The following is a 22042-nucleotide window of genomic DNA, read 5'->3' on the forward strand; positions in this document are numbered from 1 at the left end:
TCTGCAACATCAGTCGCGAGCGCGGTGGCCTTCAAGTCGTACCGCGCAGGCGCGTGTCGTCGCCGAGGCGGCCGCGGCGCCCTTGCGCTCGGCTCTAGGCGGGACGTTCACGTCGGGCCACTCGAAGTCCTGGTCTGGTGTCGAGGTCAGTGGACCGGCGCGGTCGGTCAGTGCTCGACCGCGCCCAACTCCGCAGTGCCTCGTAGCCAGCCACGGGAACGCAGAGTGGCCAATCCGCCACAAGGTGGTGACCCACCCAATCGGCGGCGCTCACACAGTCCGTACCGCGGCCTGACTCGCAGGTCAGCCGTTGGGCTCAGCCGTCGTGCTCCGCCAACCGAATGCCAGGATCATCCGCACGGATCACCTTGAGGATCACGACATCGAACAGGATTGGCGGCTCACCCGACGCGGAGCGGACCTGCTTCGCGCCGAACACGAGCAGTCCGTGCTCGGCGAGCCGCGGGAGGTACTCCTGCAGATGACGGATTGCGTCCCTGACGGCTTGTCGGCTTTGCTCATTGATGGTGGTCGCGATCTCCAGATAGTCGCTGCAGACCTGCAGGAACTCGTCTGCCAGGTCGACAGCCTCCGCAGCGGCATCATGTGGACCATCCAAATACCAGGCTTCAGCACCGACGATGTACCGCCATACAAGGGCACCTGTGGTCAGCGGCGCCATCGGCAACGGCCCCCGGACTGGGTCGTACAAGCCCGGAATGTCCGGTTCGTCGAGCCGGCCGGCAACCCAATGCTCATGCTCCCGCTTGACCTGGCGCAGCTTCTCGCCGGTGAAGTGGCGGGGCTGATCGTCGACCTTCTTGTGATCGACGCGGCACAGCAAGATCAGGTTGTCGTAGGCGTCCACGCCGACACCGTCAGGAAGGTCGCCGAACCGTGGCCCGCCGTCCGATTGGGCTGCGATGTGCGCCTCGTCCCCGACGACCGCCTCGCCGTCCTGCGTGGTCTTGGCCGCCACCAGGGGACGGCGGCAGATCGCGCATCGGCTTCCCGATCGCCCCACAGAATCTTGCGGTCCTTCCCTCTGATGGCCATGGGCTGATCATGCACCTGCGCGAACGCTGGCGTGGCGAAGTCGCGTCGTAGGCCATCCTGGGGTGTGGCTCAGACGCGACCCAACTCCGACGCACGTCCGGATTCCGCGCCGGCGGCGGCCTTGTCCGTCGTGACGCGCCGGGATGTCTTCGACTACCTGCTGACGGCCGACTTTGATCTCTACGGCCGTCTGGACGAGTTGCCGTTCCTGAGCCGCCTGTACGACCTGGAGCAACTCCCGTCGCAGGATTCGCGCTTCGATTCTGCCAGCGGAGACATTCGACAGCATCGGGTCAACAACGACGATTGGGAGGACGACTGGATCTTCACCGACTCACGGCTGCAGCTCGGGAGTGGACCCGACGAGATACTGCTGGAGTTCCTGGCCCAACTCGTCCACCCGGTCGTCCGACCGGACGCCACCCAAGCCCGCAAGATCGTGGACCACCTGAACGCGCTCCTCCGGGCCGACGGGTGGCAACTCACGCAGGCCGCTGAGATCTCCGGCAGACCCGTGTTCAAGCCGGCCCGGATCCACCACGGCGCCGCCACCGCTATCGGTTACGCCCACGTCGTCGCCGCCACCGTCGACACCGCCTACATCTCCCGCCAGGTGACACGCATGGAGCAGGCGGTCGACACCGACCCCGAGCTGGCGATCGGCACCGCCAAGGAGTTCCTCGAAACCGTCTGCAAGACCATCCTGGACGGCACCGGCACCGCGTACGGCAAGAACGACGACGTCCTGGCGTTGGTCAAGAAGACCACCGCGGCGCTGCAGCTGAGCAGGGACGACGTCGACCCCGCCGCTGCGGCGGCCGACACGATCCGCCGCATCTTGAGCAGCCTCGCCCAGATCGCGCAAGGCACGGCGGAACTGCGCAACAGCTACGGCACCGGGCACGGACGCCCAGGACAGTCCACCGGCGGCCTCGGTCCGCGGCACGCCCGGCTTGTCGTCGGCTCGACCGCGACACTCGCCTCGTTCCTCTACGACACCTACCAGGAGCGAGGCAAACCCGCGCCGTAGCTTCTCCGTCGGCCTGAGGAGATCGTCGATGACGAAGCCAGGTGGCTGACGTCGTTCGACATCGACAGCCTCCGCTGGGCGGTTCGGTCGGGATCCGCCGGGTCCCGCCGCGAACCTCGGGGAAGGCTCGGCGACTAGCGCAGGTTCGGCTCCGGATCCGCTGGGCGCGTCCACACAAGCAGGACGGTCGGCCAGGTGATGTTGAGACAGGCTGCGTGTAGTCGACGCCGCCATGGTGCGGCCGTGTGACCCCAGGCAGGGACAATGTGCCATGCGGTTCTCAGTGCAGCACCAGATCACGCGGCCAGAAGGGGCCGACTGGTTCGACACCAACGTGGAGATGGACAGCCCGCTGTACGTTGACCCATTTCTCGTGTTCGATGACCAGGAACCGCTGTGGAAGGACGCACACGACGACCTCGTCGGGTTCTTCGACGCCACGCTCGATCTGCTGAGTCGCGCTCAGGGACAGCGTTCGTCGATGCACTGGACTAAGGCCCATCGCTTCCTGCAGTTCCGTGAACCCAAAGAGTTCGCGCTCGGTCTGTCGATGGGCCACCCCGAAGGCTCGGGGATCGGCCCTGAACTCGCCGGTGACATGTGCGAAGGTCTGCAGTTCTTCCTGGACCATGGCCGAGGCGCCGACGACCGGCTGCTGGCGATGATGGCGGTCCTGGTTCGTGGCCTGGGCGTGGATCGGATCAGCGACATGGTGTGCAACATCTGGAAGGCCAGGTTCATCACCTACACCCAAGCCATCTGCGCAGAGCTGAGTGTGCCGATCGGCGACGTCATCGTGGCGAACTCGGGATGGTCGACCGACCACTACCGCTGGACATCGAGCACGATCCAGCTACCCACCAGCCCGGTCTTCGACGGCGCAGTCCTGCTGACCCCCCACCGATTCCTCAAAGACATCCCTCGCGTCACACCCGAAGGATTCTGGTCTTGGGCTGAGACCAACGAGAACGAGACCCTTCGGTTCGACCTGAACTATGACCTGGCCGAATCGCTGTCCCGCAGCGAGAAGGCGCGTCTCGGCCGCGAACTCGCACACCGGGCCGTCGACCTGCTGGAACGCTACGTCGACGAAGCCACCAGCGACCCCACCGCATACAACGTCACCGACGACCCCAAAGGTCTGGTGCGGTGGGAGGAAGCGGGCCGCGAGATCGCCAGCGCAAGCGTCGCCCCCGCCGCACCCGCCACGCAGGCTGACTTTGAGCAGTGGCTAACAGATCTTGCGTTGACCTTCAAGACCGCGGTGGAAGACAACGGGCTCTGGCCTGCGCTGTGGAACGACGGCTACACCCAGCACCGTGCGGAGAAGATCGTCCAGGTCATCGCACGGACGACGTGGATCGAGCACTGCCGCGCGAGCAACATCGACGTCACCCGCGAAGCCGACTGCGGCCGGGGACCGGTCGACTTCAAGTTCAGTAGAGGATGGGAGATGCGCGGGTTGATCGAGATCAAGCTCATCGCCAGCAGCCAGTTCACCCACGGTGCCGACACGCAGCTGCCGATCTACCTGAAAGGCGAGCAGGCACCGTTCGGGATCTACCTGTGCGTCGGCTACAGCGATAAGGACTTCACCGATGAGCGCCTCGGTCTCGTCACGGACGCTTGCGCGGCGATCAGCCGCCGCGGGCAGGTGACGATCGCACCAATCTTCGTGGATGCGCGTCCGAAGCCGTCGGCGTCGAAGGCGTGACCCGTGGCTGCGAGACCGCTGGCCCCTCACCGCGGGCCGAGGGACGCAAATGTCCCGACGACGTGCCTGAGCAGCGCGAACGTCTCGCCGCTGACGTCGGGATAGTCCTCCCCTACGAACTGAAAGATGTCGGCTTCGCGGCGTAGCCATTCCAGGAGCGGCTTCAAGGCGTAGATCGTGCCGATCCACACGAAATGGAGCTGCTGGTTCCCGGCCGTCAGCAGAACGGCATGCAGCAGCCGATCGCCGGTGACGGCTACCGTCGTCCACTCCACGAGACCCTTGTCCCTCAACCCGACGAGAAAGGGTCGGACGGCAGCATCGACCAGCACGAACAGCGGTTCGGTGTCGCTGAACTCGACCCGCCGGGCAACCCGGGCGTACGTCAACAAGGTGGTCATCGTCAACGTTCTCAGCCCAAGCTCGGCCAGCCCGAGAGTGGCGTCCTTAGGTGAGTCCGTCACCGGGAGGAGATAGGCGATCCCGGGCGGTTCGCGACGGTCGCAGCTGAGGAATCCGAAATAGATCTCGTCGGCATCGACGTCACCGTCGAACTGGCGTTGGAGTTCTGCACCTGAGATCAGGACGGTCCACAGGTGGGATCCGATGCGGTCGCCGTCCCGTTTGAGCAGCACGTAGGGGTTGATGCCGGGCGGGAAGCTCCGGTGTCCGACCAGCACCGGCAGTCGTTCATGATGCAGATGCACAGTTTCGCGTGCCAGGTAGTCGAGCCGGTCTTCGAGGCTGGTGGGGCGTGATCGCAGGGTGAGGGCGCCGATGTGGTCGTGGTCGCCGGCATTGAACGCATTGACCATCTGACGCGACACCTGCTCTTGCAGCACGGCGTCCATCGTCGCTACCCCGCCATTGGTGAGGACCGCGGCGAGTCGAGTGAGATTGTCGTCGACCTCGTCGCCGACTCTGACGGCCTCGACGACGGCATCGACGAACCCTCGGTCGTCGGCTAGCAGGAGCATCACGCGTTGCAACCGGTCGTCGGGCTTCTCACCGCGCACCAGCGCAACAGTGGGCTCCATGAAGCGGCTGTCCGACGTCGCCCCGACGGGTTGCGGCGACATGATCTGGTGGAACAAGAACTCCATCAGCATCAGCGGTTCCGGCGCGGCCTCGAAGGCTCGGAAGATCACGTTGCCGGTGCGCCAATACTCCAGGTAGCGCAGATTTCCGGTCAACACGTCCAACCCACCGTCGACGTGCGCCACCGACATGAACGTCGCATACACCTCATGGGTCGTGCGAACTCGATCCACGTCGGCGGCCCAACTGCTCACCGGGTACGCGCCGGAACGCACCGCAGCACCGAGAACTGCCAGGGCCGCGCCGTACGGCGTGCCTTGCTGGAGACGCAGGTGGCGTTCCTCGTGCGCGCTCACCAGCTCCTGCTCGATGATGTCCGTGGTTACGGTGAACGCGTTCACCTTCCAGTCACGGATCCCGTCGAAGGCGCCGAAGACCACACCAGCCGGGCTGTCGTCCTCGCAACGGAACACGCTGCTCATCGTGCCTGACCCCATGACACCCTGTGGGCCGTGGACCACGGATGGATCGAAGTCACCGAAGCCGAGACGCTGGCCGACCTGTTGGACACCGACGTTGTCGGCACCGACGATCTGTACTCGGCTTTGATGCGGATCCCCGACTCAGAGCTGTGGTGGATGACCCGGACCGAGGTAGTCGGCCGAACAGACGGCACCATGCTCGGTCTGCAGCTGCTCAAGACCCGGATCTTCTTCAATCTGACGGAAGCCCGCAAACTTTGGGGCGACGCCGCCGTGGCGGCAACCGTCTACCTGCTCACCACCAACCTCCCCGTGGCTGGTGCTGTCGCTCTCGTCAAGAAGTTGATCGAGACCCTGAAGGTGCTCGAAGACGACGAAGCCGAGGCTGTCAGAGTGATCATGGGCCTCGCCGGTCGACGGCCCTACGACACTTCCGTGGCGGAGGCTTCGGTCAAAGCTGCCTACCAGGACGCCGCAGTCGACATCGACAAGGTGCTCGACAGTCTCGAAGCCAAGAAGCTGCTCCGTTCGGAGCGCGGAGACACCGTCCGGCTCGTCATCTAGCGACCGATCGGGACCGCCGCTGACCCGCGCTCCGCGCATCGCCTACTCGGGCGGCATATCAGCGGCAGGTGCCGCGCCCCGGGTGGTCTGCGGCTTGTGCTCGGCGCGCTGCGCCGGTACGACCATGTCTCCATGGACTGGTCCCTCAATGACGCGCAGGCAGCCGTCCTGTCCTGGATCTGCACCACCCCCCAGGCCGAACCTCCACCCGGGAACTGGAAGGCGTCCATGTCGGCGTTGGTCTCGCGCGGGCTGGCGACCGTCTCGAAGAGAGGTGGACGCTACACGGCGAACCCAACCGACACTGGACGCTACTTCCACCAACACGGGGAGTACCCCACTGACAGCGCGGGAGGGCGTCATGCTGGCGGCGAAGCAAGCCCGGTCCGCGGCTGCCGAACCGAGCTGGCAGCGCCCTCTCCGCGAACCGTTACCGGAAGTCGAGGAGGAGAAAGCCACAAGGCGGCAGTCACCTCGGGCGGTTACGAATACGCCACCAGAGCTACCCGACGGTGCGCCGCAACGCATCGTGAAGCCACATCCCGCAGTTGAGCGGGAGAGAGCGAGATGATCTTCCACTATGGTCCGCAAGCACTACACCGATGAGTTTCGTCGGCAGGCTGTTGACTTGTACGAGTCCACCCCGGGCGCGACGCTGCGTGGTATCGCCGATGACCTGGGCGTCGTGAGAGGGACCCTGCGAGACTGGTGTGACACGTTCGGGACTGGCAAGAAGACCGCCGCCGACGGCTCTGTGACCCGCAGCCCGCTGAAACAGTCGACGCCCGCGCCGGGCCCGATTGAGGGGGAGACACCGGAGCAGGAGCTGGCCCGGCTCCGGTCCCGGGTGGAGCAGCTGGAATCGGAGACCTCCAAGCTGGTCACCGAACGCGAGATCCTGCGCCGGGCGGCCAAGTATTTCGCCGGGGAGACGGGCTGGTGAACCGCTTCCAGTTCGTCGCCGACCACCAAGACACCTTCGAGGTGAAGCGGTTGTGCGAAGTCGTCGAGATCAACCGTTCCTCGTTCTACGCCTGGCAGGACGCTGCACCGACCCGAGAACAGCGGGCCGCCGCTGATGCCGAGCTGGAGGAACGGATCCGGGCCGTGCACGATGACGACAACACGTGCGGGGCGCCACGGATCACCGCCGAGCTCAACGACGGCGTCGGCGCCGAGGATCGGGTCAACCGCAAGCGCGTCGCCCGGGTGATGCGGGAGCGGGGCATCGCCGGCTATCGGCGCCGTCGCCGGGTCCGCACCACGATCCCCGAGCCCGCTGACCAGAAGGTGCCCGACCTGCTGAGACGCGACTTTACCGCCCCCGCGGCCAACCGCCGCTATGTCGGTGACATCACCTATTTGCCGTTGTCGGACGGGGAGAACCTGTACCTGGCCACCGTGATTGACTGCTACTCCCGCCGGCTGGTCGGCTGGGCCGTCGCCGACCACATGCGCACCGAGCTCGTCGAGGACGCACTCAAGGCCGCCGAGGCGACCCGGGGCAGCCTGGCTGGGGCGATCTTCCACAGCGATTATGCCGAGGTTGGCGTTATGCCGCGGATTCTTTGTTGTGCTTGCGGTTGAGGGGTTGTTGGTCTGATTCCTCGGCTTAACGTCTCGTCGTCTCGTGGTTAGCGTCCGCGGTGTCCACACACCAGTTCGCGGGAGGAGACGACGATGCGGGAGATGGTTCAGCAGATCGGCGAGGTGGTCATCGCCGAGCTTCGGGCGGCTGGCTACATGGAGTCGACGATCGGCCAGTATCAGAAGTCGATCAAGGCGCTGAGCGTGCTCGCTGAGCCCGGGGGCGGTGTCTACACGGTCTCGCTGGGCAAGGTGTTCGCTGCGATGACGACCAGTCCTCGCACGGGTCGGTTCAGCGCACAGCGCCGCTTCGACTTCTGCCGGCTGGTGAGGTTGTTCGACAGCTACATGGCGACCGGGCAGGTGGATCTGGCGACGCAGAAGCGCGGCGGTGGCGGCGCTTGGCCCGGGTCGGAGGAGCTGGCGGCGCTGGCCCGGTCGTGGGCGGCGGAGATGGTTCAGCGGGGTCTGGCAGCGGCGACCCGCGACGCCTACGGTCGCGTCGCCCGGGCATACCTGGTCTTCCTGGAGTCGCGCGGCTTGTCCTGTCTCTCCGAAGCCGATGGTGCCAGTGTGCTTGCATTCCTGGCCTCGCTGCGAGCCCGGTGGGCGGTGTCGTCGTTGCCGTGGCTGATCTCCAACTTCCGCCCCTTCCTGAAGTTCACTGGCCGCACCGATCTGGTCGACGCGCTGGCTCTGGCCGGGGTGAGACGCCACCACACGATCCTTCCTGTCTTGGACGACCAGGACCTGGAGGCGGTTGTCCGAGCTTGCGGGTCACAGCAGGTCCGTGCTCGGGATGCGGCGATCACGCTGCTCGCCGTGACGACCGGCCTGCGGGCCTGCGACCTGGTCAGTCTGCGCCTGGTCGACGTCGACTGGCGGACGCAGACGATCGCGATCGTGCAGCAGAAGACGCACAACCCGTTGACGGTGCCGTTGGCGCCGCTGGTCGCGTCCAGACTCGCCGACTACATCCTCGACGAACGGCCTGCCTCGGCCGATGATCATGTGTTCCTGCGGGTGAAGGCACCACACACCCGTCTTGGTGATCATGCCGCGATCCACCGGGTCACGGCGAACATCTTCGCCAAGGCCGGAGTCGCGGACGTGAAGGCCGGGAGCCGGTTGCTGCGCCACAACGCCGCCTCACGGCTGCTGCGCGCGGGTGTGGCGGTGCCCACCATCTCGGCCGTCTTGGGACATGCCAGCCCGGAGTCGACCAACATCTACCTCAGCGTCGACCACGACCGGCTGCTCGAGTGCGTCCTCCCCGTTCCCGCCGGTGCCCGGTCATGACCGGCCACGCGTTCACCAGCGTGTTCGGACCCCAGATCGAGCAGTACCTGGCATTCAAGGAGAAGCTGGGCTTCCACGGGTTGTCGAGGATCTGGTACCTGACCAAGTTCGACGCCTACTGTGACGCCCACGACCGCCAGGTCTTCGACCGGGCCACCGTCGAGGGCTGGGTGATCGCGCAGTCGGCCCACTCGGGCCGCTACCGATCCTGGATGTCCTACATCCGCGACTTCGGCCGATGGCTGGTCGTCCACGACGATCCCGCCGCCTACGTCCTCTCCGATCAGTGGATAGCAGGTGTGGTCCCGTCTCACCCCTACCTGTTGACCACCGCTGAGATCGACGCATTCTTCACCGCCGCAGCTCAGCTGCACGCGCAGTCGCCGTGGCGATGGCAGGCGGTGGCGTTCTTCACGCTGATGCACTGCTGCGGGATCAGGACCGGTGAGGCTCGTGCGCTGCTGACCGAGCAGGTGGATCTGCGTCGCGGCAACCTCGACATCGTGTGGTCCAAGGCCAACCGCAGTCGCCGGCTCCCGCTGACCGAGCCGATCCTCGCCGTGCTCGCCGCCTGCGACCAGGAGTCGCACCTGCGGTTTCCGCAGCGTCGGACCTTCTTCGTGTCCGCGGCCGGGAACCCGGTCACCGCCGCGACGGTCGGCACCATCTTCCACCGGATCTGGGACCAGGCCCGACTGCCCAGACCCGTCGGTGGCACCCAGCCGAGGCCCTACGACTTCCGTCACCACTTCGCCTACGCCAACCTCGAACGCTGGATGGCCCAGGGCAAGGACGTGACCGCGTTGCTGCCCTACCTGTCCCGTTACATGGGCCACGCCGGCTTGGAGTCCACCTACTACTACGTCCACACCTCGCCGGACTTCCTGAACGCCTACGCCCATCTCACCGCCAACTCCGCGGCAGTGCTGCCCGAGGCCGGGTTCTGATGCGACGCGACCCGAGCACCGACGCCCCGGACTTCTTCAGCCTCGCCCGGGACTACCTGCACGGCTACATGCCGAAGGTCCAACGACTCTCACCGCACACGATCCAGGCCTACCGGATCAGCCTGGAGTGCTTCTTGGACTACCTCCACGAGATCGAACACGTCGAACGATCACACGTCACCTTCGACCAGTTCGAGTACGCCCACCTGAAAGCGTGGCTGGTCTGGATGAGCGAGCAGCGGCACTACGCACCGAGGACGGTCGCGCTGCGCCTCAGCACCGTGAAAGCGTTCCTGGCCTACGCATCACGAGAAGACATCACCTTGATCGCGCTCAGCCAAGCAGCCAAGAACCTGAAGGCACCAGCCAGCCCCCGAGCACCCATCGACTACCTCAACGAAGCCGAGACCCGGGCCATCCTGAACGCCCCGACCGGCCGGACCGCCAAATCACGCCGCAACCGGATGCTGCTGATCCTGCTCTACGACACCGCCGCCCGCGTCAGCGAGATCACCAGCCTGACCCTGCAAGACCTCCAGCTCAACCCGCCGGGCCGCATCTCGCTGACCGGCAAAAGGAACAAGACCCGCACCGTTCCCCTGACCGGCAAAACGATCGAACACCTGCACATCTACCTCGACGAGTTCCACGCCAGCCACCGCACTCTGCCGGCCACCAGGCCGGTGTTCTACAGCCTGCACGCCGGAACACCGACCCAGCTGTCCGTCGACACCGTCTCCGCCGTGCTGAAACAGGCCGCCGACACGGCACGAACCGCCTGCCCCTCGATCCCGGCCAACATCCACTGCCACATGCTGCGCAAGACCAAAGCGATGGACCTCTACCAGCAAGGGATCCCGCTGCCCATCATCATGCGACTCCTCGGCCACGAGAACGCCTCAACCACCGCAGCCTTCTACGCCTTCGCGACCCTCGACATGATGCGCCAAGCCATCAACGCCGCCACCCCAGCGATCACCACCACCAGCGCGCCACTCACCGACGACAGACTGCGCACCCTCTACAGCCTCCGCTGAACACCACCGAGACGTTAAGCCGAGGAATCAGACCAACAACCCCTCAACCGCAAGCACAACAAAGAATCCGCGGCATAACGCCAACCTCGGCATAATCGCAGTTAACCCGATTTCGGGTTAACTCCGACCACGGCTCGGTCTACACCTCCGCCGCCTACGCCCGGCTCTGCGCCGACCTGGGCGTCATCCAGTCGATGGGAGCGGTCGGCACCAGCGCGGACAACAGCCTCGCCGAATCGTTCAACGCCACCCTGAACGCGAGATCCTGCAAGATCACCACAGTTGGCCCGACGAGGCGGTCTGCCGCCGCCAGGTGTTCCGCTGGATCGTGCGCTACAACACCCGCCGCCGACACACCTACTGCGGCCACACGGCCCCGACCACCTACGAGACAACCGCTAGGCTTCCCCTAGCGGCATGAAACCCACCCCGTGTCCAAAGTCCGGGGGTAAGGCCCTCCTGATCACGAAGCCGAACTAACCAGACGAGATGGGCGGCCGCGTGAGTCAGCGGATCGCGGTCAGAAGCCATCCTCGAGCAGCTTGTGCACCTTCGCCCTGGTCCAGGGCCGACCGGGTGGCTAGATCGACCGGCATTGCGAGCACCCGTTGGTGGACGGCTGACTCCGGGTCCCGATCTCCGGCTAACCCTGTGAGCGTAGATCGGTCTACGGGAGGCGTCAGCCCATCCACGCACGCCCACCTAGGGTCCCCCTGTAGGTGCAATTGCCGACTGAGTGCTTCCCGGGCTCGACTAGGCCCAGTCGATCCCCACGCGGACCTGTTTGTCTGGGCTAGTTCCGGGGGCTGAGCGGGCGGGTGGATCCGCGAGCCCTCAGCTCCGGCGTCTGCTGGATATGTCGAGGATCGGTTCTGCCGTCCCGGAGCCGCTCCAGCAGCAACGTGGCGGCGACCCCACCCATGGCGTGGCCGAACTGGTCAACCGTGGTCAAGGAGATCGCCGGATGCCCGGCCAGCTCGACGTCGTCATAGCCGACCACTGCAATCTGCTCAGACTGGCCTGCTTCGCTGACCGCCCGCAAGACCGCAATCGCCAAGGCATCGTGGCCGGCGAAGATCGCCGAGGGCAACGGCCGACCGCGGCTGAGCAGCTGGACCGCCGCATCATAGGCCTCCTCCTCGGACTCGACGAAGGTCACGTCGGGCTCCAGGCCGGCCTGCTTCATCCGGCTGGTATACGTCGCCAGCCGCGCGGCATGCGGCGACTGCGGCGTCGGCGGCCGCATCGTCAGGTGGGAGATGCGCCGATGGCCGAGGTCGAGCAGATGGTCCATCACCAGGGTCGCCCCCGCCTTGTCATCGCCGGTCACGGTGTCGTAGAAGGCTGACTGCTCATGCCGGCCGAGCAGCACCAGGGGAACCCTGGCCGCAAGGCTCTCCAACTGTTCGGCGGGCACCTGGGAGGCGATGGCGATGACGCCGTCCATCTGCCGGTCGAGCAGCGCGTCCAGCACAGCCGTCGCGCTCAAGTAGCCCAGCCCGGGGGCGACCATCAGCTGGTATCGCGACTCGGCCAGCCTCGTGGCTGCTCCGGAGACGACCTGGTTGAAGTAGTCGTTGCCCAGGTGCGGGATCTCGAAGCCGATGGTGAAGCCGGACCCACGCAGCGCCCGCGCCCCGGCCAGCGGCCGGTAGTTCAGCTCAGCGATCACCGCCTCGACCCGTTCCCGCATCGCCGGACTCACACCGTAGGCGTTGCGGATCACCTTCGACACGGCAGCCCGGGAGACGCCGGCAGCGGCCGCGACGTCAGAGATCGACGGTCGCTTGGTCAGCGCTGCTGACTCGGACTGGTTCTGAGCGGTCACCGCAGCCCCCTTTCGCCTCGTTGCCCCAGGACCCGCGGGCCCAGCGTAACAAAAGCTTCGTAGACCGGTTGACACGTTGCGTAGATCAGTCTACGTTTACGCACATCGACGCCGATTGAAACGTCACAATCGGCCCTTATCCGAAGGCCGCCCCGCGTGGCCACGACCAATGGAGTTTTGATGGCAGTTCGCCGCAAGTGGTACCTGGGGGCGCTGACCGCTGCGCTGGCCGCCCCGCTCGCGTTCAGCGCCTGCAGCGCGGGAAGTCTCGGCAGCGCCGAGGGAGGCGGAGCCCAGGGCGCCACCTCGATCACGTTCCTCGTCGACAGCGGCGACCAGACGGTCGCCAGCGCCAACGCGATCATCAAGGCCTTCCAGGCCAAGAATCCTGACATCACTGTGAAGATGGACACCCGACCGGGCGGCTCCGACGGTGACAACATCGTCAAGACCAAGCTGTCGACCGGCGACATGGCCGACGTGTTCGCCTACAACAACGGCTCGCTGCTGCAGGCGCTCAAGCCCGCCCAGAACCTGGTGCCGCTGGATGACCAGTCGTGGGCCGGCCAGCTCGAGCAGACGTTCGTCGACTCGACCAAGGGCTCCGACGGCAAGCTGTACGGCGGCCCCTGGGGCAGCTCGTTCGGCGGCGGCGTGCTCTACAACATCCCGCTGTACAAGAAGCTCAACCTGCAGGTCCCCAAGACCTGGGACGAGTTCATCGCCAACAGCAAGAAGATCAAGGATGACGGCTCCGCGGCCCCGGTCGAGCAGACCTACGGCGACTCCTGGACCGCCCAGATGCTGGTGCTGGCCGACTACCACAACGTCGAGGCCCAGATCCCCGACTTCGCCGAGCAGTACACCGCCGGCAAGATCAAGTTCGCCACCACGCCCGAGGCCCGCGCCGGGTTCGAGCACATCCAGCAGGTCGCCGACGAGGGTCTGCTGAACAAGGACTTCGCGTCGGCGAAGATGACCGACGGGGTCAAGGCCGTCGCTACCGGCACCGCCGCGCAGTACCCGCAGATCGGTGCGGTGGCCCCCAACATCGAGACCGTCGCCCCCGGTAAGTCCGACGACGTCGGCTTCTTCGCCCTCCCCGGCGCCGACGCCTCCTCCAACGGCATGACGGTGTGGCCAGGTAGCGGCATGTACATCCCGAAGACGACCGAGGGCGCCAAACTGGACGCGGCGAAGAAGTTCATCGCCTTCGCCACCACCCAGGAAGGCTGCGACGCCTACTCGCAGGGTTCCCCGCCGCAGGGTCCGTTCATGTCGAAGGCGTGCAAGCTGCCGACCGACGTCTCCCAGGTCGCCAAGGACACCCAGGCCTACTTCGACGCCGGCAAGGCCACCCCTGCCCTGGAGTTCAAGTCCCCGATCAAGGGCCCGTCGCTGGAGCAGATCTGTGTCCAGGTCGGCACCGGCCAGGTCGACGCCCAGAAGGGCGCCGAGCTGTACGACCAGGACGTCAAGAAGCAGGCGCAGCAGCTGGGTCTGCCTGGCTGGTAGCCACCCGCGGACCCACGGGACCGCACAGTCAACGACGACGCGTCCTGCCGCCGGCGCCGACACCATCCGGTGCCGCACCATCCGGGCCGCACCATTCGGTGCCGGCGGCAGGACTACACGAAAGGGCTTCGCCATGGCGAACACACTCAGCACGTCGAAGGCGACTCCGCTGGCGCCAGCCATGCGGGGCCTCCGAAAACCGCCCCGGAAGCGGCAGGGTCCCTACCCGCTGTGGTTCCTGCTGATCCCCGGGATCATCTACTTCATCTTCTTCATCGTGCCCACGCTGGCCTCGTTCTACTACTCCTTCACCCGGTGGGACCTGTTCACCGCCACCTGGATCGGGATCGAGAACTACCAGACCTTCTTCCAAGAGCAGGCGCTGGTCATCGGTCTGCGCAACACCTTGATCTACGCCGTCCTCACCTCCGGACTCAAGGTGGTGCTCGGCTTCCTGCTCGCCCTGTTCCTGACCTCGAAGATCATCGCCCGCGGCTACCTCCGCTCGGTCATCTTCTTCCCCGTCCTGGTCAGTGCAATCGGCGTCGGTATCACGTTCACGATCTTGATGAACCCCGAGACCGGCCTGATCAACGTCGCCCTCGCCAAGATCGGCATCGACGGACCCGGCTGGCTCACCAACCCGAGCCTGGCGATCATCTCCATCGCCCTCGTCGACGTGTGGAAAGGCGTCGGCCTGGCCACCGTGATCTTCATCGCCGGACTCGTCTCCATCCCCGGCGAGTACTACGAGGCCGCCGAGGTCGACGGCGCCGGCAAGCTCGCCGTCATCCGCAACATCATGCTGCCGCTCGCCCGGCCAGCGATCGCCTCCGTCATCACCTTGTCCCTGATCGGCGGACTCCGCTCCTTCGAGCTGATCTGGTCGATGACCAAAGGCGGACCAGGATTCGCCTCCGACGTGATCGCCTCGGTGATCTACAAGCAGTACCAGGCCGGCTTCTACGGCCTGTCCACCGCCGGCAGCGTCGTGCTGTTTCTGCTCGTCACCATCATCATGGTGCCGCTGACTCGCTGGCTCAACCGAGGAGAGGTCTGATGAAAAACCCCCGCGGAGTCGTCGTCGGCCTGGCCGGCATCATCATCACGGCCGTCTTCTTCCTGGTGCCGTTCGCGTTCATCTTCCTCACCGCCTCCAAAGACAAGGCCGAGTCAGCGCTGCTGCAGTTCAGCTGGCCGAAGAACTTCGTCCTGCTGCAGAACATCCAACAGGCCTTCGCCGCCCGCGACTACCTGATGGTGATCGCGTTCATCAACAGCGTCGTCCTCACTGTGGTCAGCGTCGCCGGCATGGTGATCTTCGCCGCGATGGTCGCGTTCATCTGGCAACGACGCGCCGGCCGCGTCGGAGTCGCCATCAACGCACTCGTACTGACCGGACTGATCGTGCCCCCGGCGATCGTGCCGACCATCTACGTGCTGCAACAGATCGGCCTGTTCAAGACCATGCCCGGTCTGATCCTGATCGAGATCGCCTACGGCCTACCTTTCTGCATCTTGTTGTTCCGGGCCTTCCTCGCCGGTGTGCCCCGCGAGCTCGACGAGGCAGCCACCGTCGACGGAGCCAACTCGCTGCAGATCTTCTTCCAGATCATCTTCCCCGTGCTGCGGTCGGTGATGATCACCGTCATCATCTTGCAGTCCGTGTTCGTCTACAGCGACTTCCAGAACCCGCTCTACTTCCTGCCGAGTACCCCGACCATCCAAGTCACCGTGCTGAACTTCAGCAGCCAGTACCTCACCCAATACAACCTGCTGTTCGCCACCATCTTGCTGATCACGATCCCACCCCTGATCATGTTCATCTTCTTCAACCGCAAGATCGTCGAAGGCATGGCCGCCGGCGCCGTCAAGGGCTGACCCACTCGACGTCGACCGCCCCGGGAGGCTTCCCAACCCCGGGGCGGTCGATCCTTGCCCACCACTTCCTGCAACCTTGTCCAGGAGGACGACACCATGTCTCGCACCTGGTCAGCGACGATGATCGCCCCGAGGCAGGACCATCCGGCCCCGTTGCTGCGGACCGAGTTCAGCCTCGACGCCGGTCACGGCGAGGTCGCCGAGGCGCGCTGGCTGGTCAGTGCCTTCGGCGTCTTCGAGGCCTACCTCAACGCCCAGCCGGTCAGCGCTGACGTGCTCAGCCCCGGCTGGTCAGCTTATGAGTGGCGGCTGCGGTACCGCGACTACGACGTCACCGACCAGCTCCGCCGAGCCGACGGGCCGATCGTGCTCGGGGTGGCGCTCGGCAACGGCTGGTACCGCGGAGCCCTCACCTGGTTCGGCATCTCCCACCTGTACGGCGATCGCCTTGCAGCGATCGCCGAGCTCGAGATCAGGTTCGCTGACGGCCACCGCCAACGCATCCTGACCGACCAGACCTGGACCGCCGGTCCCTCCGCGACCCTCGACAACGACCTGTACCGCGGCCAGACGATCGACGCCCGACTGCACTCAACCGACTGGCTACACCCCGGGTTCACCAGCCCTGGATGGTCCGGGGCCGAGACCATCAGCTTCGACACCTCCCGCCTCACGCCCTATCTTGGGCCGCCCGTGGTCCGGCACGAACAGCTTCCGCCGGTGGCGATCTGGACCTCACCGGCCGGGAAGACGCTGGTCGACTTCGGCCAGAACCTGGTCGGCTGGCTGAAACTGCAGGTCCGCGGCCCCGCCGGCCAGACCGTCACCGTCCGGCACGCCGAAGTTCTCGAGGACGGCGAGCTCGGGGTCCGCCCCCTGCGGAGCGCCCAGGCCTCCGACCGGTTCATCTGTTCTGGCGCCGAGGACGTGTTCGAGCCCACCTTCACCTTCCACGGCTTCCGTTACGCCGAGATCAGCGGCTGGCCCGGAACACCGACCGCCGACGACCTGGTCGCCGTCGTCGTCTCCTCCGCCCTCGCCCGGATCGGCGAGTTCGCCTGCTCGGAGCCGATGCTCACCCAGCTGCACCGCAACGTCGTGTGGGGAGTGCGCGGGAACTTCCTGGACGTGCCGACCGACTGCCCGCAACGCGACGAGCGACTCGGATGGACCGGCGACATCGCGGTGTTCGCGCCGACGGCCGCGTTCTTGTTCGACGTCGAAACCTTCCTCCACGACTGGCTGCTCGACTTGTCCACCGAGCAGCAGCACGCCAGCGGGACCGTGCCGTTCGTGGTGCCGGACGCGTTGAAGTACACCGCGGAACAACCAGGGTTTCCTCGCGGAACCACGGCCATCTGGGGCGACGCCGCCGTCTGGGTGCCGTGGGCGCTGTGGCAGGCGTACGGCAATCGGCAGCTGCTCACCGACACCTACCCGGCCATGGTCGCCCACCTGCACCGGATCGAGCAGCTGCTGTCACCCACCGGCCTGTGGGACACCGGATTCCAGTTCGGTGACTGGCTGGACCCTGACGCCCCACCCCACCGTCCCGCCGACGCGAAAGCCGACCCGGGGGTGGTGGCCACCGCCTGCCTGTACCGCAGCAGCATCATCGCCGCCCAGACCGCGAGCATCCTCGGGCATCACCGCGACGCCGGCCACTTCGCCCGCCTCGCTGAACGCACCCGCGCCGCCTTCCAGCAGCACTACGTCGACGACGACGGCCTCATCGTCAGCGACTGCGCCACCGTCTACGCCCTCGCCGTCGCGTTCGGACTGCTGAACGAGCAGCAGCGGGCTCGGGCCGGTGACCGGCTCGCCGACCTGGTCCAGTCCAGCGGCTATACGATCACCACCGGCTTCGCCGGCACCCCCTACATCTGCGACGCACTCACCGCCACCGGACACCTCGCCATCGCCTATCGGCTCCTGCTGCAGACCAGCTGCCCGTCCTGGCTGTACCCGGTGACCATGGGAGCCACCACCATCTGGGAACGCTGGGACTCGATGCTGCCCGACGGCACCATCAACCCCGGCGACATGACCAGCTTCAACCACTACGCCCTGGGCGCCGTCGCCGACTGGATGCACCGCATTATCGCCGGCATCACACCGGCTGAGCCCGGCTACTCACGCGTCCGGATCGCCCCCCAGCCCGGAGGCGACCTCACATGGGCCCGGGCCAGCCTCCACAGCCCGCAGGGGCCCGTCGCCGTCGCCTGGGCCATCCACCGACACAACAATCTCACCGTGACCGTCGACCTGCCGCCCGACCTGCCGGCCGACATCTGCCTCCCAGGCGAGCAGGCCGTGTCCGTCATCGGCGGCCATCACACCTTCAGCGCCCGCCTGCTCGACACGGCCCCAGAACGGTCGATCACAGGCCCATCAACCTCCACCTTCCAGAGAGGCCGCGCCTCATGAGTCAGACACGGTGTCAGGATCCCTCCGCCGGGGTGGAGGACCACATCGCTGACCCTGCTGGCGCAGATGACGCTGTCGGAGAAAATCGCAGATGCTGCAGCTCGATGCCCGGTAGCCGCTCGAGACATCGCTAGCCACCGGCTCGCCGGGTCGATCCTGCACGCCTCACCGCAGCGGATGCTGAAAGCCCTCGACTCAACCATCGGATCCCGCCCAGCGGTCGAAACCGTTCTGGCCTACATCAGCGACCTGGTCACCAGCGTCACCTGGGCCGAGCAAGAGCTCAAGGGCCTCCAGCAGGTCGGCATCGACCCCGGCGAAAACCATCGCCGTCACCATCGCGATCCCCACCCCCGCATGCAGCATCGTCTCCGCCGACGGAGCCGGGTTGTCGAATCCGGCGAGTTTGAACTGCGAGTCGGACCGAACTCACGAGCAGCCAAACAACACCAGGCGTTTCCAGATCGTCCAGGATGAGGGAACTAACCCTCGAGGGGTGGTGTGGGCTCAAACGGGCAGCGGTACCTTGACTCAGCAATCCCGGCAAACGCTCAATCGGCTGCGAGCACGGGGGCCGCGTCGATTGGATGGGTCGGGCTCATCGCTGACCGTCAACTCCGAACGTCTCTGACGCCGTCTTGAAGTTTGGTGAGCGCGGCATCCTCAACGCCGTAGCGGCGCTCGATGGCTTGCCACTCGTCGAGCCGGGCCAGCTCTTGCTTCTCCACCCACGAGAAACCTGCATCGGCAAGGGAAGCCGCCGAACCGGTCGCATAGACGGTCTGCAGGACTTGACGCGCGGCAGCAAGGGTAGCCCGGAGCACGAAGTTCGGGAAGATCATGAGTCGATAAGGCCCTAGCGTAGCCAGTTCGTCTGCAGAGAGATATGGGCTCGTTCCCGAACCACCCATTCCATAGAGCAGCGGTGAATCAAAGGCCGCGCCGATTGTCAAGGGACATCGGGACTTGACCACTGGCGGTCGTGAGACCTGATCGGTGGCGGTCACGAGAAGTGCGCGGTGGTGGCCATGCGGATCTGCCCGGGGGCCTGGCCACCGTCCGGCTGGTGGGTCAGGTGTTCAACGGGCTCACCCCTTGTCCGGCGAGTGCTTGGGTGAGGCGGACGGAGTCGCCGGTGGTCTGGCAGACGTGGGCGTGGTGGAGCAGCCGGTCGACGGTGGCGGTGGCCAGGGTCTTGGGCATCAGCTCGTCGAACGCTGCTGGGTGCAGGTTCGAGGAGATCGCGATGGAGCGTTTCTCGTAGCCGGCGTCGACCAGCCGATACAGGCCCTCGGCGGCGTCGACGGCAACGGGGAGTAGCCCGATGTCGTCGACGACGACCAGATCGGCCCGCAGCACCCTGGCGATGGCTTTGGTGACGGTGTCGTCGGCGCGGTGGCGACGCAGCAGCACTCCGAGGTCTTCCAGGGTGAACCACGCGACTCGCAGTCCTTGTTCGACGGCTTGTTGGCCGAGTGCTTCGAGCAGGAACGTCTTCCCCGTTCCGGACGGGCCACAGATCACCAGGTTCTCGCGGCGACCGACCCATTCCAGGGTGCGGAGGGCCTGCTGGGTCGGTGCCGGAATCGAGGACAGGGAAGGATCCCAGGCGCCGAAGGTCTTGCCGGTGGGGAACCCGGCCGTGGACCGGCGGGTGGCCAGTGCTGAGCGTTCCCGGCCGGCGACTTCCTCAGATAGCAGGACCCGCAGCACCTCGACCGGCTCCCACCGCTGCGAGCGGGCTGTGGCGATCACCTCAGGCGCGACCCGGCGGATGTGGGGCAGCCTCATCCGCCGCAACAGCTGCTCGACTTCGGCCGGCAGCGGCGGCGGGGTCGGCACCCCTGACTTCGGGACCGACACACTCGGCGCGGTGGTCACCGGCCGATCTCCCGGCTGCTCGTGACGGAGCTGCTCGTGACGGAGCTGCTCGTGACGGGGATGGTGGGTTGGCCGAGTCGTGCCCAGCTGGTCGTGCCTTGGGCCAGTGAGTGCGTCTCGCCGGCATGACGAGCTGTCGGGGGCTGCCCGGGCCGGGGGTGGCGGGCGTGGTGGTCGAGGACGGAGGCCAGATCAGCCTCGGCGAACCGGCCATGCACGGCGGCATGCCCAAGTGCCCAGTCCACGTCGCGGGGATCGAACAACCGCGACAGGTCGACCGCCTGGGCCATCTTGACCCGCATCTTGCCCGTTCCGGCAGCTGCTGCTTCCCGCAACCACAGCACCGCCCCGTCGCCGAGCTCCAAGAACGCTGCCTCCGCAGCATTCTTGGCCTTCGGCACCCGGTCCAGCGGGCCAGCTGGTGCGGGCGGGAAGTGCGTGTCGTCGACCCGCGGGCTGCCCGGGGTGGTGCGGTCGTGGCGGGCGATCTCGACCGGCCCCCGGGCAGGATCGAGGTAGGTGATGACGACCTGCTCACCGATCCCGCCGACACCGTAGCCGCGAACCCACACCGTCTTGCCCAGCATGCTGATCCCACGGAAAGCCTCCCCATCGGGGCCGGGCAGCCGGTGCGGCACCGAGTACTGACCACCCTCGAAGGTGATCATCGGGGTGTTCGGCGGCACCGTTCGGGTCGTGCCGAACGCCACCGTGTAAGGGATAGCCGCGACCGGGTGCAGCCGGGTACGCTCCTCGGCCAACATCTGCACCGGTGGCCGGCGGGTGATCCGGTGCGGGCGGGTGTTGACCTCGACCTGGAACGCCTCGCACGCCTTCTGCAGGTCAGCGAACGTCTGGTACTCGGCGAGCAGGTTCGCGTCGGTGGGCACCAGATCGGCCTTGCTGACCCGCACGCTGGCTTCGCTGCCGCCTTTCGACGCCGGATCCGCCGGCAGGCAGGTGTGCACGGTGACCGCGTAATGTCCCGCCCAGGCGACCAGCTGCGGGTTACGGACCGCGATCCCGGCGATGTGCTCGCTGGTGACGGTCTTCTCGTTGTCGGTCAACACATAAGTCGGCACCCCGCCCAGCAGCCGGAACGTCTGGTCCAACGCTGCGAACACGCTCGGCAGGGTCTTGTCGCGCAACGCGAGCACGACCCGGAACCGGGACCAGGCCAGCCACGCGCAGAACAACACCGTGGCCGCCCCAGCCACCAACGGGCCCTGCCCGTAGTCGTACTGCAGCCACATCCCCGGCTCGGGAACCCAAGGCCGATGGACCCGCACCCGGCCGTCGCGATACGCCGCCCTCACCTGCGCGACCGCGCGGCGAGTGGTGCGTTCCGAGCCGGTATAGCCCATCGCGACGAGCTTGTCGTGAGCCACATCGGCACGGACCTTGCCGTGGGAACGCTCGACCAGCTCCTCTACCTTCGGCAGGAACTCATCGATCAGCTGCGGCCGGACCGCAGCATCCTCCACCACACCACCAGCGGCGCGCTGATCGACATAACGCTTGACCGTGTTCGGCGAACACCCCGCCAACTCCGCAGCATCACGCAACGACCTAGTCAGGTCGTAGGCATCCAGAATTTTCATGATCTCCTCGGCAGACTTCAACTCATCCCTTCCTCGGGCAGCGATCCGGGCGCTTCAGCACCGCTCATCGCACCCGAGGAAGGGGCCTCAACCGTGGAACTCGGCGAGGCAGACGACGTCGTGTCGGGCAGATCCCGTGACCGTCAGCGTTCAGT

The 22042-nt window shown here is 66.2% G+C and carries 17 protein-coding genes and 2 pseudogenes; 13 read left to right on the forward strand and 6 right to left on the reverse strand.

Annotation, left to right across the window (positions count from 1 at the left end; translation table 11 throughout):
- Positions 1 to 316: 316 nt before the first annotated feature.
- Entirely contained in the window at positions 317 to 979 is a 663-nt protein-coding gene (locus MLP_RS26895; RefSeq protein ID WP_049804680.1) for a hypothetical protein, read from the reverse strand.
- Between the two features lie 141 nt (positions 980 to 1120).
- Between MLP_RS26895 and MLP_RS25045 the strand changes: the two genes are divergently transcribed.
- Positions 1121 to 2086 carry an abortive infection family protein gene (locus MLP_RS25045; protein ID WP_013866022.1) on the forward strand — a complete coding sequence of 322 codons (966 nt, stop codon included), beginning with the start codon at positions 1121 to 1123 and terminating at the stop codon, positions 2084 to 2086.
- Between the two features lie 271 nt (positions 2087 to 2357).
- Positions 2358 to 3800 carry a hypothetical protein gene (locus tag MLP_RS25050; RefSeq protein WP_041790618.1) on the forward strand — a complete coding sequence of 481 codons (1443 nt, stop codon included), beginning with the start codon at positions 2358 to 2360 and terminating at the stop codon, positions 3798 to 3800.
- Positions 3801 to 3826: 26 nt separating this feature from the next.
- On the opposite strand, the gene MLP_RS25055 is transcribed toward MLP_RS25050, so the two are convergent.
- Entirely contained in the window at positions 3827 to 5320 is a 1494-nt protein-coding gene (locus tag MLP_RS25055) for a hypothetical protein (RefSeq protein ID WP_156821296.1), read from the reverse strand.
- 30 nt (positions 5321 to 5350) lie between these two features.
- Here MLP_RS25055 and MLP_RS25060 point away from each other — a divergent pair, with 30 nt between their 5' ends.
- The 6 genes and pseudogenes from MLP_RS25060 to MLP_RS28210 form a co-directional block, all read left to right on the forward strand.
- A complete protein-coding gene (locus MLP_RS25060; RefSeq protein WP_013866025.1) occupies positions 5351 to 5884 on the forward strand; it encodes a hypothetical protein in 534 nt (177 codons plus the stop codon).
- A 580-nt stretch (positions 5885 to 6464) separates the two neighbouring features.
- Positions 6465 to 7432: pseudogene (locus tag MLP_RS27705) on the forward strand (IS3 family transposase); the annotation flags it as partial.
- Positions 7433 to 7564: 132 nt separating this feature from the next.
- Entirely contained in the window at positions 7565 to 8770 is a 1206-nt protein-coding gene (locus MLP_RS25075; RefSeq protein ID WP_013866028.1) for a tyrosine-type recombinase/integrase, read from the forward strand.
- On the forward strand, positions 8767 to 9717 hold the full coding sequence (locus MLP_RS25080) for a tyrosine-type recombinase/integrase (RefSeq protein ID WP_013866029.1): 951 nt from the start codon (positions 8767 to 8769) through the stop codon (positions 9715 to 9717). The genes MLP_RS25075 and MLP_RS25080 overlap by 4 nt, the downstream gene beginning before the upstream one ends.
- Entirely contained in the window at positions 9717 to 10754 is a 1038-nt protein-coding gene (locus MLP_RS25085; RefSeq protein ID WP_013866030.1) for a tyrosine-type recombinase/integrase, read from the forward strand. The genes MLP_RS25080 and MLP_RS25085 overlap by 1 nt, the downstream gene beginning before the upstream one ends.
- Positions 10755 to 10873: 119 nt before the next feature.
- Positions 10874 to 11175 (forward strand): annotated as a pseudogene (locus MLP_RS28210) (integrase core domain-containing protein); the annotation flags it as partial.
- Between the two features lie 372 nt (positions 11176 to 11547).
- Here the strand turns inward: MLP_RS28210 and MLP_RS25090 are convergent.
- Positions 11548 to 12582, reverse strand: coding sequence for a LacI family DNA-binding transcriptional regulator (locus tag MLP_RS25090; protein ID WP_013866033.1), 1035 nt, complete (start codon positions 12580 to 12582; stop codon positions 11548 to 11550).
- Between the two features lie 180 nt (positions 12583 to 12762).
- Between MLP_RS25090 and MLP_RS25095 the strand changes: the two genes are divergently transcribed.
- From MLP_RS25095 to MLP_RS27715, 5 genes are all read left to right on the forward strand, one after another.
- The gene (locus MLP_RS25095) at positions 12763 to 14097 is read left to right on the forward strand and encodes an ABC transporter substrate-binding protein (protein WP_013866034.1); all 1335 of its coding nucleotides are present in this window, start codon (positions 12763 to 12765) and stop codon (positions 14095 to 14097) included.
- A gap of 133 nt (positions 14098 to 14230) precedes the next feature.
- Complete coding sequence (locus MLP_RS25100; RefSeq protein WP_013866035.1) at positions 14231 to 15157, forward strand: carbohydrate ABC transporter permease; 927 nt, start codon at positions 14231 to 14233, stop codon at positions 15155 to 15157.
- Positions 15157 to 15978: a carbohydrate ABC transporter permease gene (locus MLP_RS25105; protein ID WP_013866036.1), complete on the forward strand. Its 822-nt coding sequence runs from the start codon at positions 15157 to 15159 to the stop codon at positions 15976 to 15978. The genes MLP_RS25100 and MLP_RS25105 overlap by 1 nt, the downstream gene beginning before the upstream one ends.
- Before the next feature lie 96 nt (positions 15979 to 16074).
- The gene (locus MLP_RS25110; protein ID WP_013866037.1) at positions 16075 to 18405 is read left to right on the forward strand and encodes an alpha-L-rhamnosidase; all 2331 of its coding nucleotides are present in this window, start codon (positions 16075 to 16077) and stop codon (positions 18403 to 18405) included.
- Positions 18406 to 18471: 66 nt separating this feature from the next.
- The gene (locus tag MLP_RS27715; RefSeq protein ID WP_013866038.1) at positions 18472 to 18882 is read left to right on the forward strand and encodes a fibronectin type III-like domain-contianing protein; all 411 of its coding nucleotides are present in this window, start codon (positions 18472 to 18474) and stop codon (positions 18880 to 18882) included.
- A gap of 134 nt (positions 18883 to 19016) precedes the next feature.
- Here MLP_RS27715 and MLP_RS25115 read toward each other — a convergent pair whose 3' ends face one another.
- From MLP_RS25115 to istA, 3 genes are all read right to left on the reverse strand, one after another.
- The gene (locus tag MLP_RS25115; RefSeq protein WP_041790621.1) at positions 19017 to 19247 is read right to left on the reverse strand and encodes a hypothetical protein; all 231 of its coding nucleotides are present in this window, start codon (positions 19245 to 19247) and stop codon (positions 19017 to 19019) included.
- 229 nt (positions 19248 to 19476) lie between these two features.
- A complete protein-coding gene (gene istB, locus MLP_RS25120) occupies positions 19477 to 20286 on the reverse strand; it encodes an IS21-like element helper ATPase IstB (RefSeq protein WP_013866040.1) in 810 nt (269 codons plus the stop codon).
- Positions 20283 to 21908, reverse strand: coding sequence for an IS21 family transposase (gene istA / locus MLP_RS25125; protein WP_013866041.1), 1626 nt, complete (start codon positions 21906 to 21908; stop codon positions 20283 to 20285). Before istA ends, istB begins: the two co-directional genes overlap by 4 nt.
- Positions 21909 to 22042: the final 134 nt, after the last annotated feature.

The organism is Microlunatus phosphovorus NM-1 (genome assembly GCF_000270245.1).
GTDB lineage: Bacteria > Actinomycetota > Actinomycetes > Propionibacteriales > Propionibacteriaceae > Microlunatus > Microlunatus phosphovorus.

What these genes read in the sequence shown, in the direction of transcription:
- MLP_RS25050 (WP_041790618.1), top strand. Translation starts at nt 2,358, where the DNA reads ATGCGGTTCTCAGTGCAGCACCAGATCACGCGGCCAGAAGGGGCCGAC.
- MLP_RS25055 (WP_156821296.1), bottom strand. Translation starts at nt 5,320, where the DNA reads ATGAGCAGCGTGTTCCGTTGCGAGGACGACAGCCCGGCTGGTGTGGTC.
- MLP_RS25075 (WP_013866028.1), top strand. Translation starts at nt 7,565, where the DNA reads ATGCGGGAGATGGTTCAGCAGATCGGCGAGGTGGTCATCGCCGAGCTT.
- MLP_RS25080 (WP_013866029.1), top strand. Translation starts at nt 8,767, where the DNA reads ATGACCGGCCACGCGTTCACCAGCGTGTTCGGACCCCAGATCGAGCAG.
- MLP_RS25085 (WP_013866030.1), top strand. Translation starts at nt 9,717, where the DNA reads ATGCGACGCGACCCGAGCACCGACGCCCCGGACTTCTTCAGCCTCGCC.
- MLP_RS25095 (WP_013866034.1), top strand. Translation starts at nt 12,763, where the DNA reads ATGGCAGTTCGCCGCAAGTGGTACCTGGGGGCGCTGACCGCTGCGCTG.
- MLP_RS25100 (WP_013866035.1), top strand. Translation starts at nt 14,231, where the DNA reads ATGGCGAACACACTCAGCACGTCGAAGGCGACTCCGCTGGCGCCAGCC.
- MLP_RS25105 (WP_013866036.1), top strand. Translation starts at nt 15,157, where the DNA reads ATGAAAAACCCCCGCGGAGTCGTCGTCGGCCTGGCCGGCATCATCATC.
- MLP_RS25110 (WP_013866037.1), top strand. Translation starts at nt 16,075, where the DNA reads ATGTCTCGCACCTGGTCAGCGACGATGATCGCCCCGAGGCAGGACCAT.
- MLP_RS27715 (WP_013866038.1), top strand. Translation starts at nt 18,472, where the DNA reads ATGACGCTGTCGGAGAAAATCGCAGATGCTGCAGCTCGATGCCCGGTA.
- MLP_RS25115 (WP_041790621.1), bottom strand. Translation starts at nt 19,247, where the DNA reads ATGATCTTCCCGAACTTCGTGCTCCGGGCTACCCTTGCTGCCGCGCGT.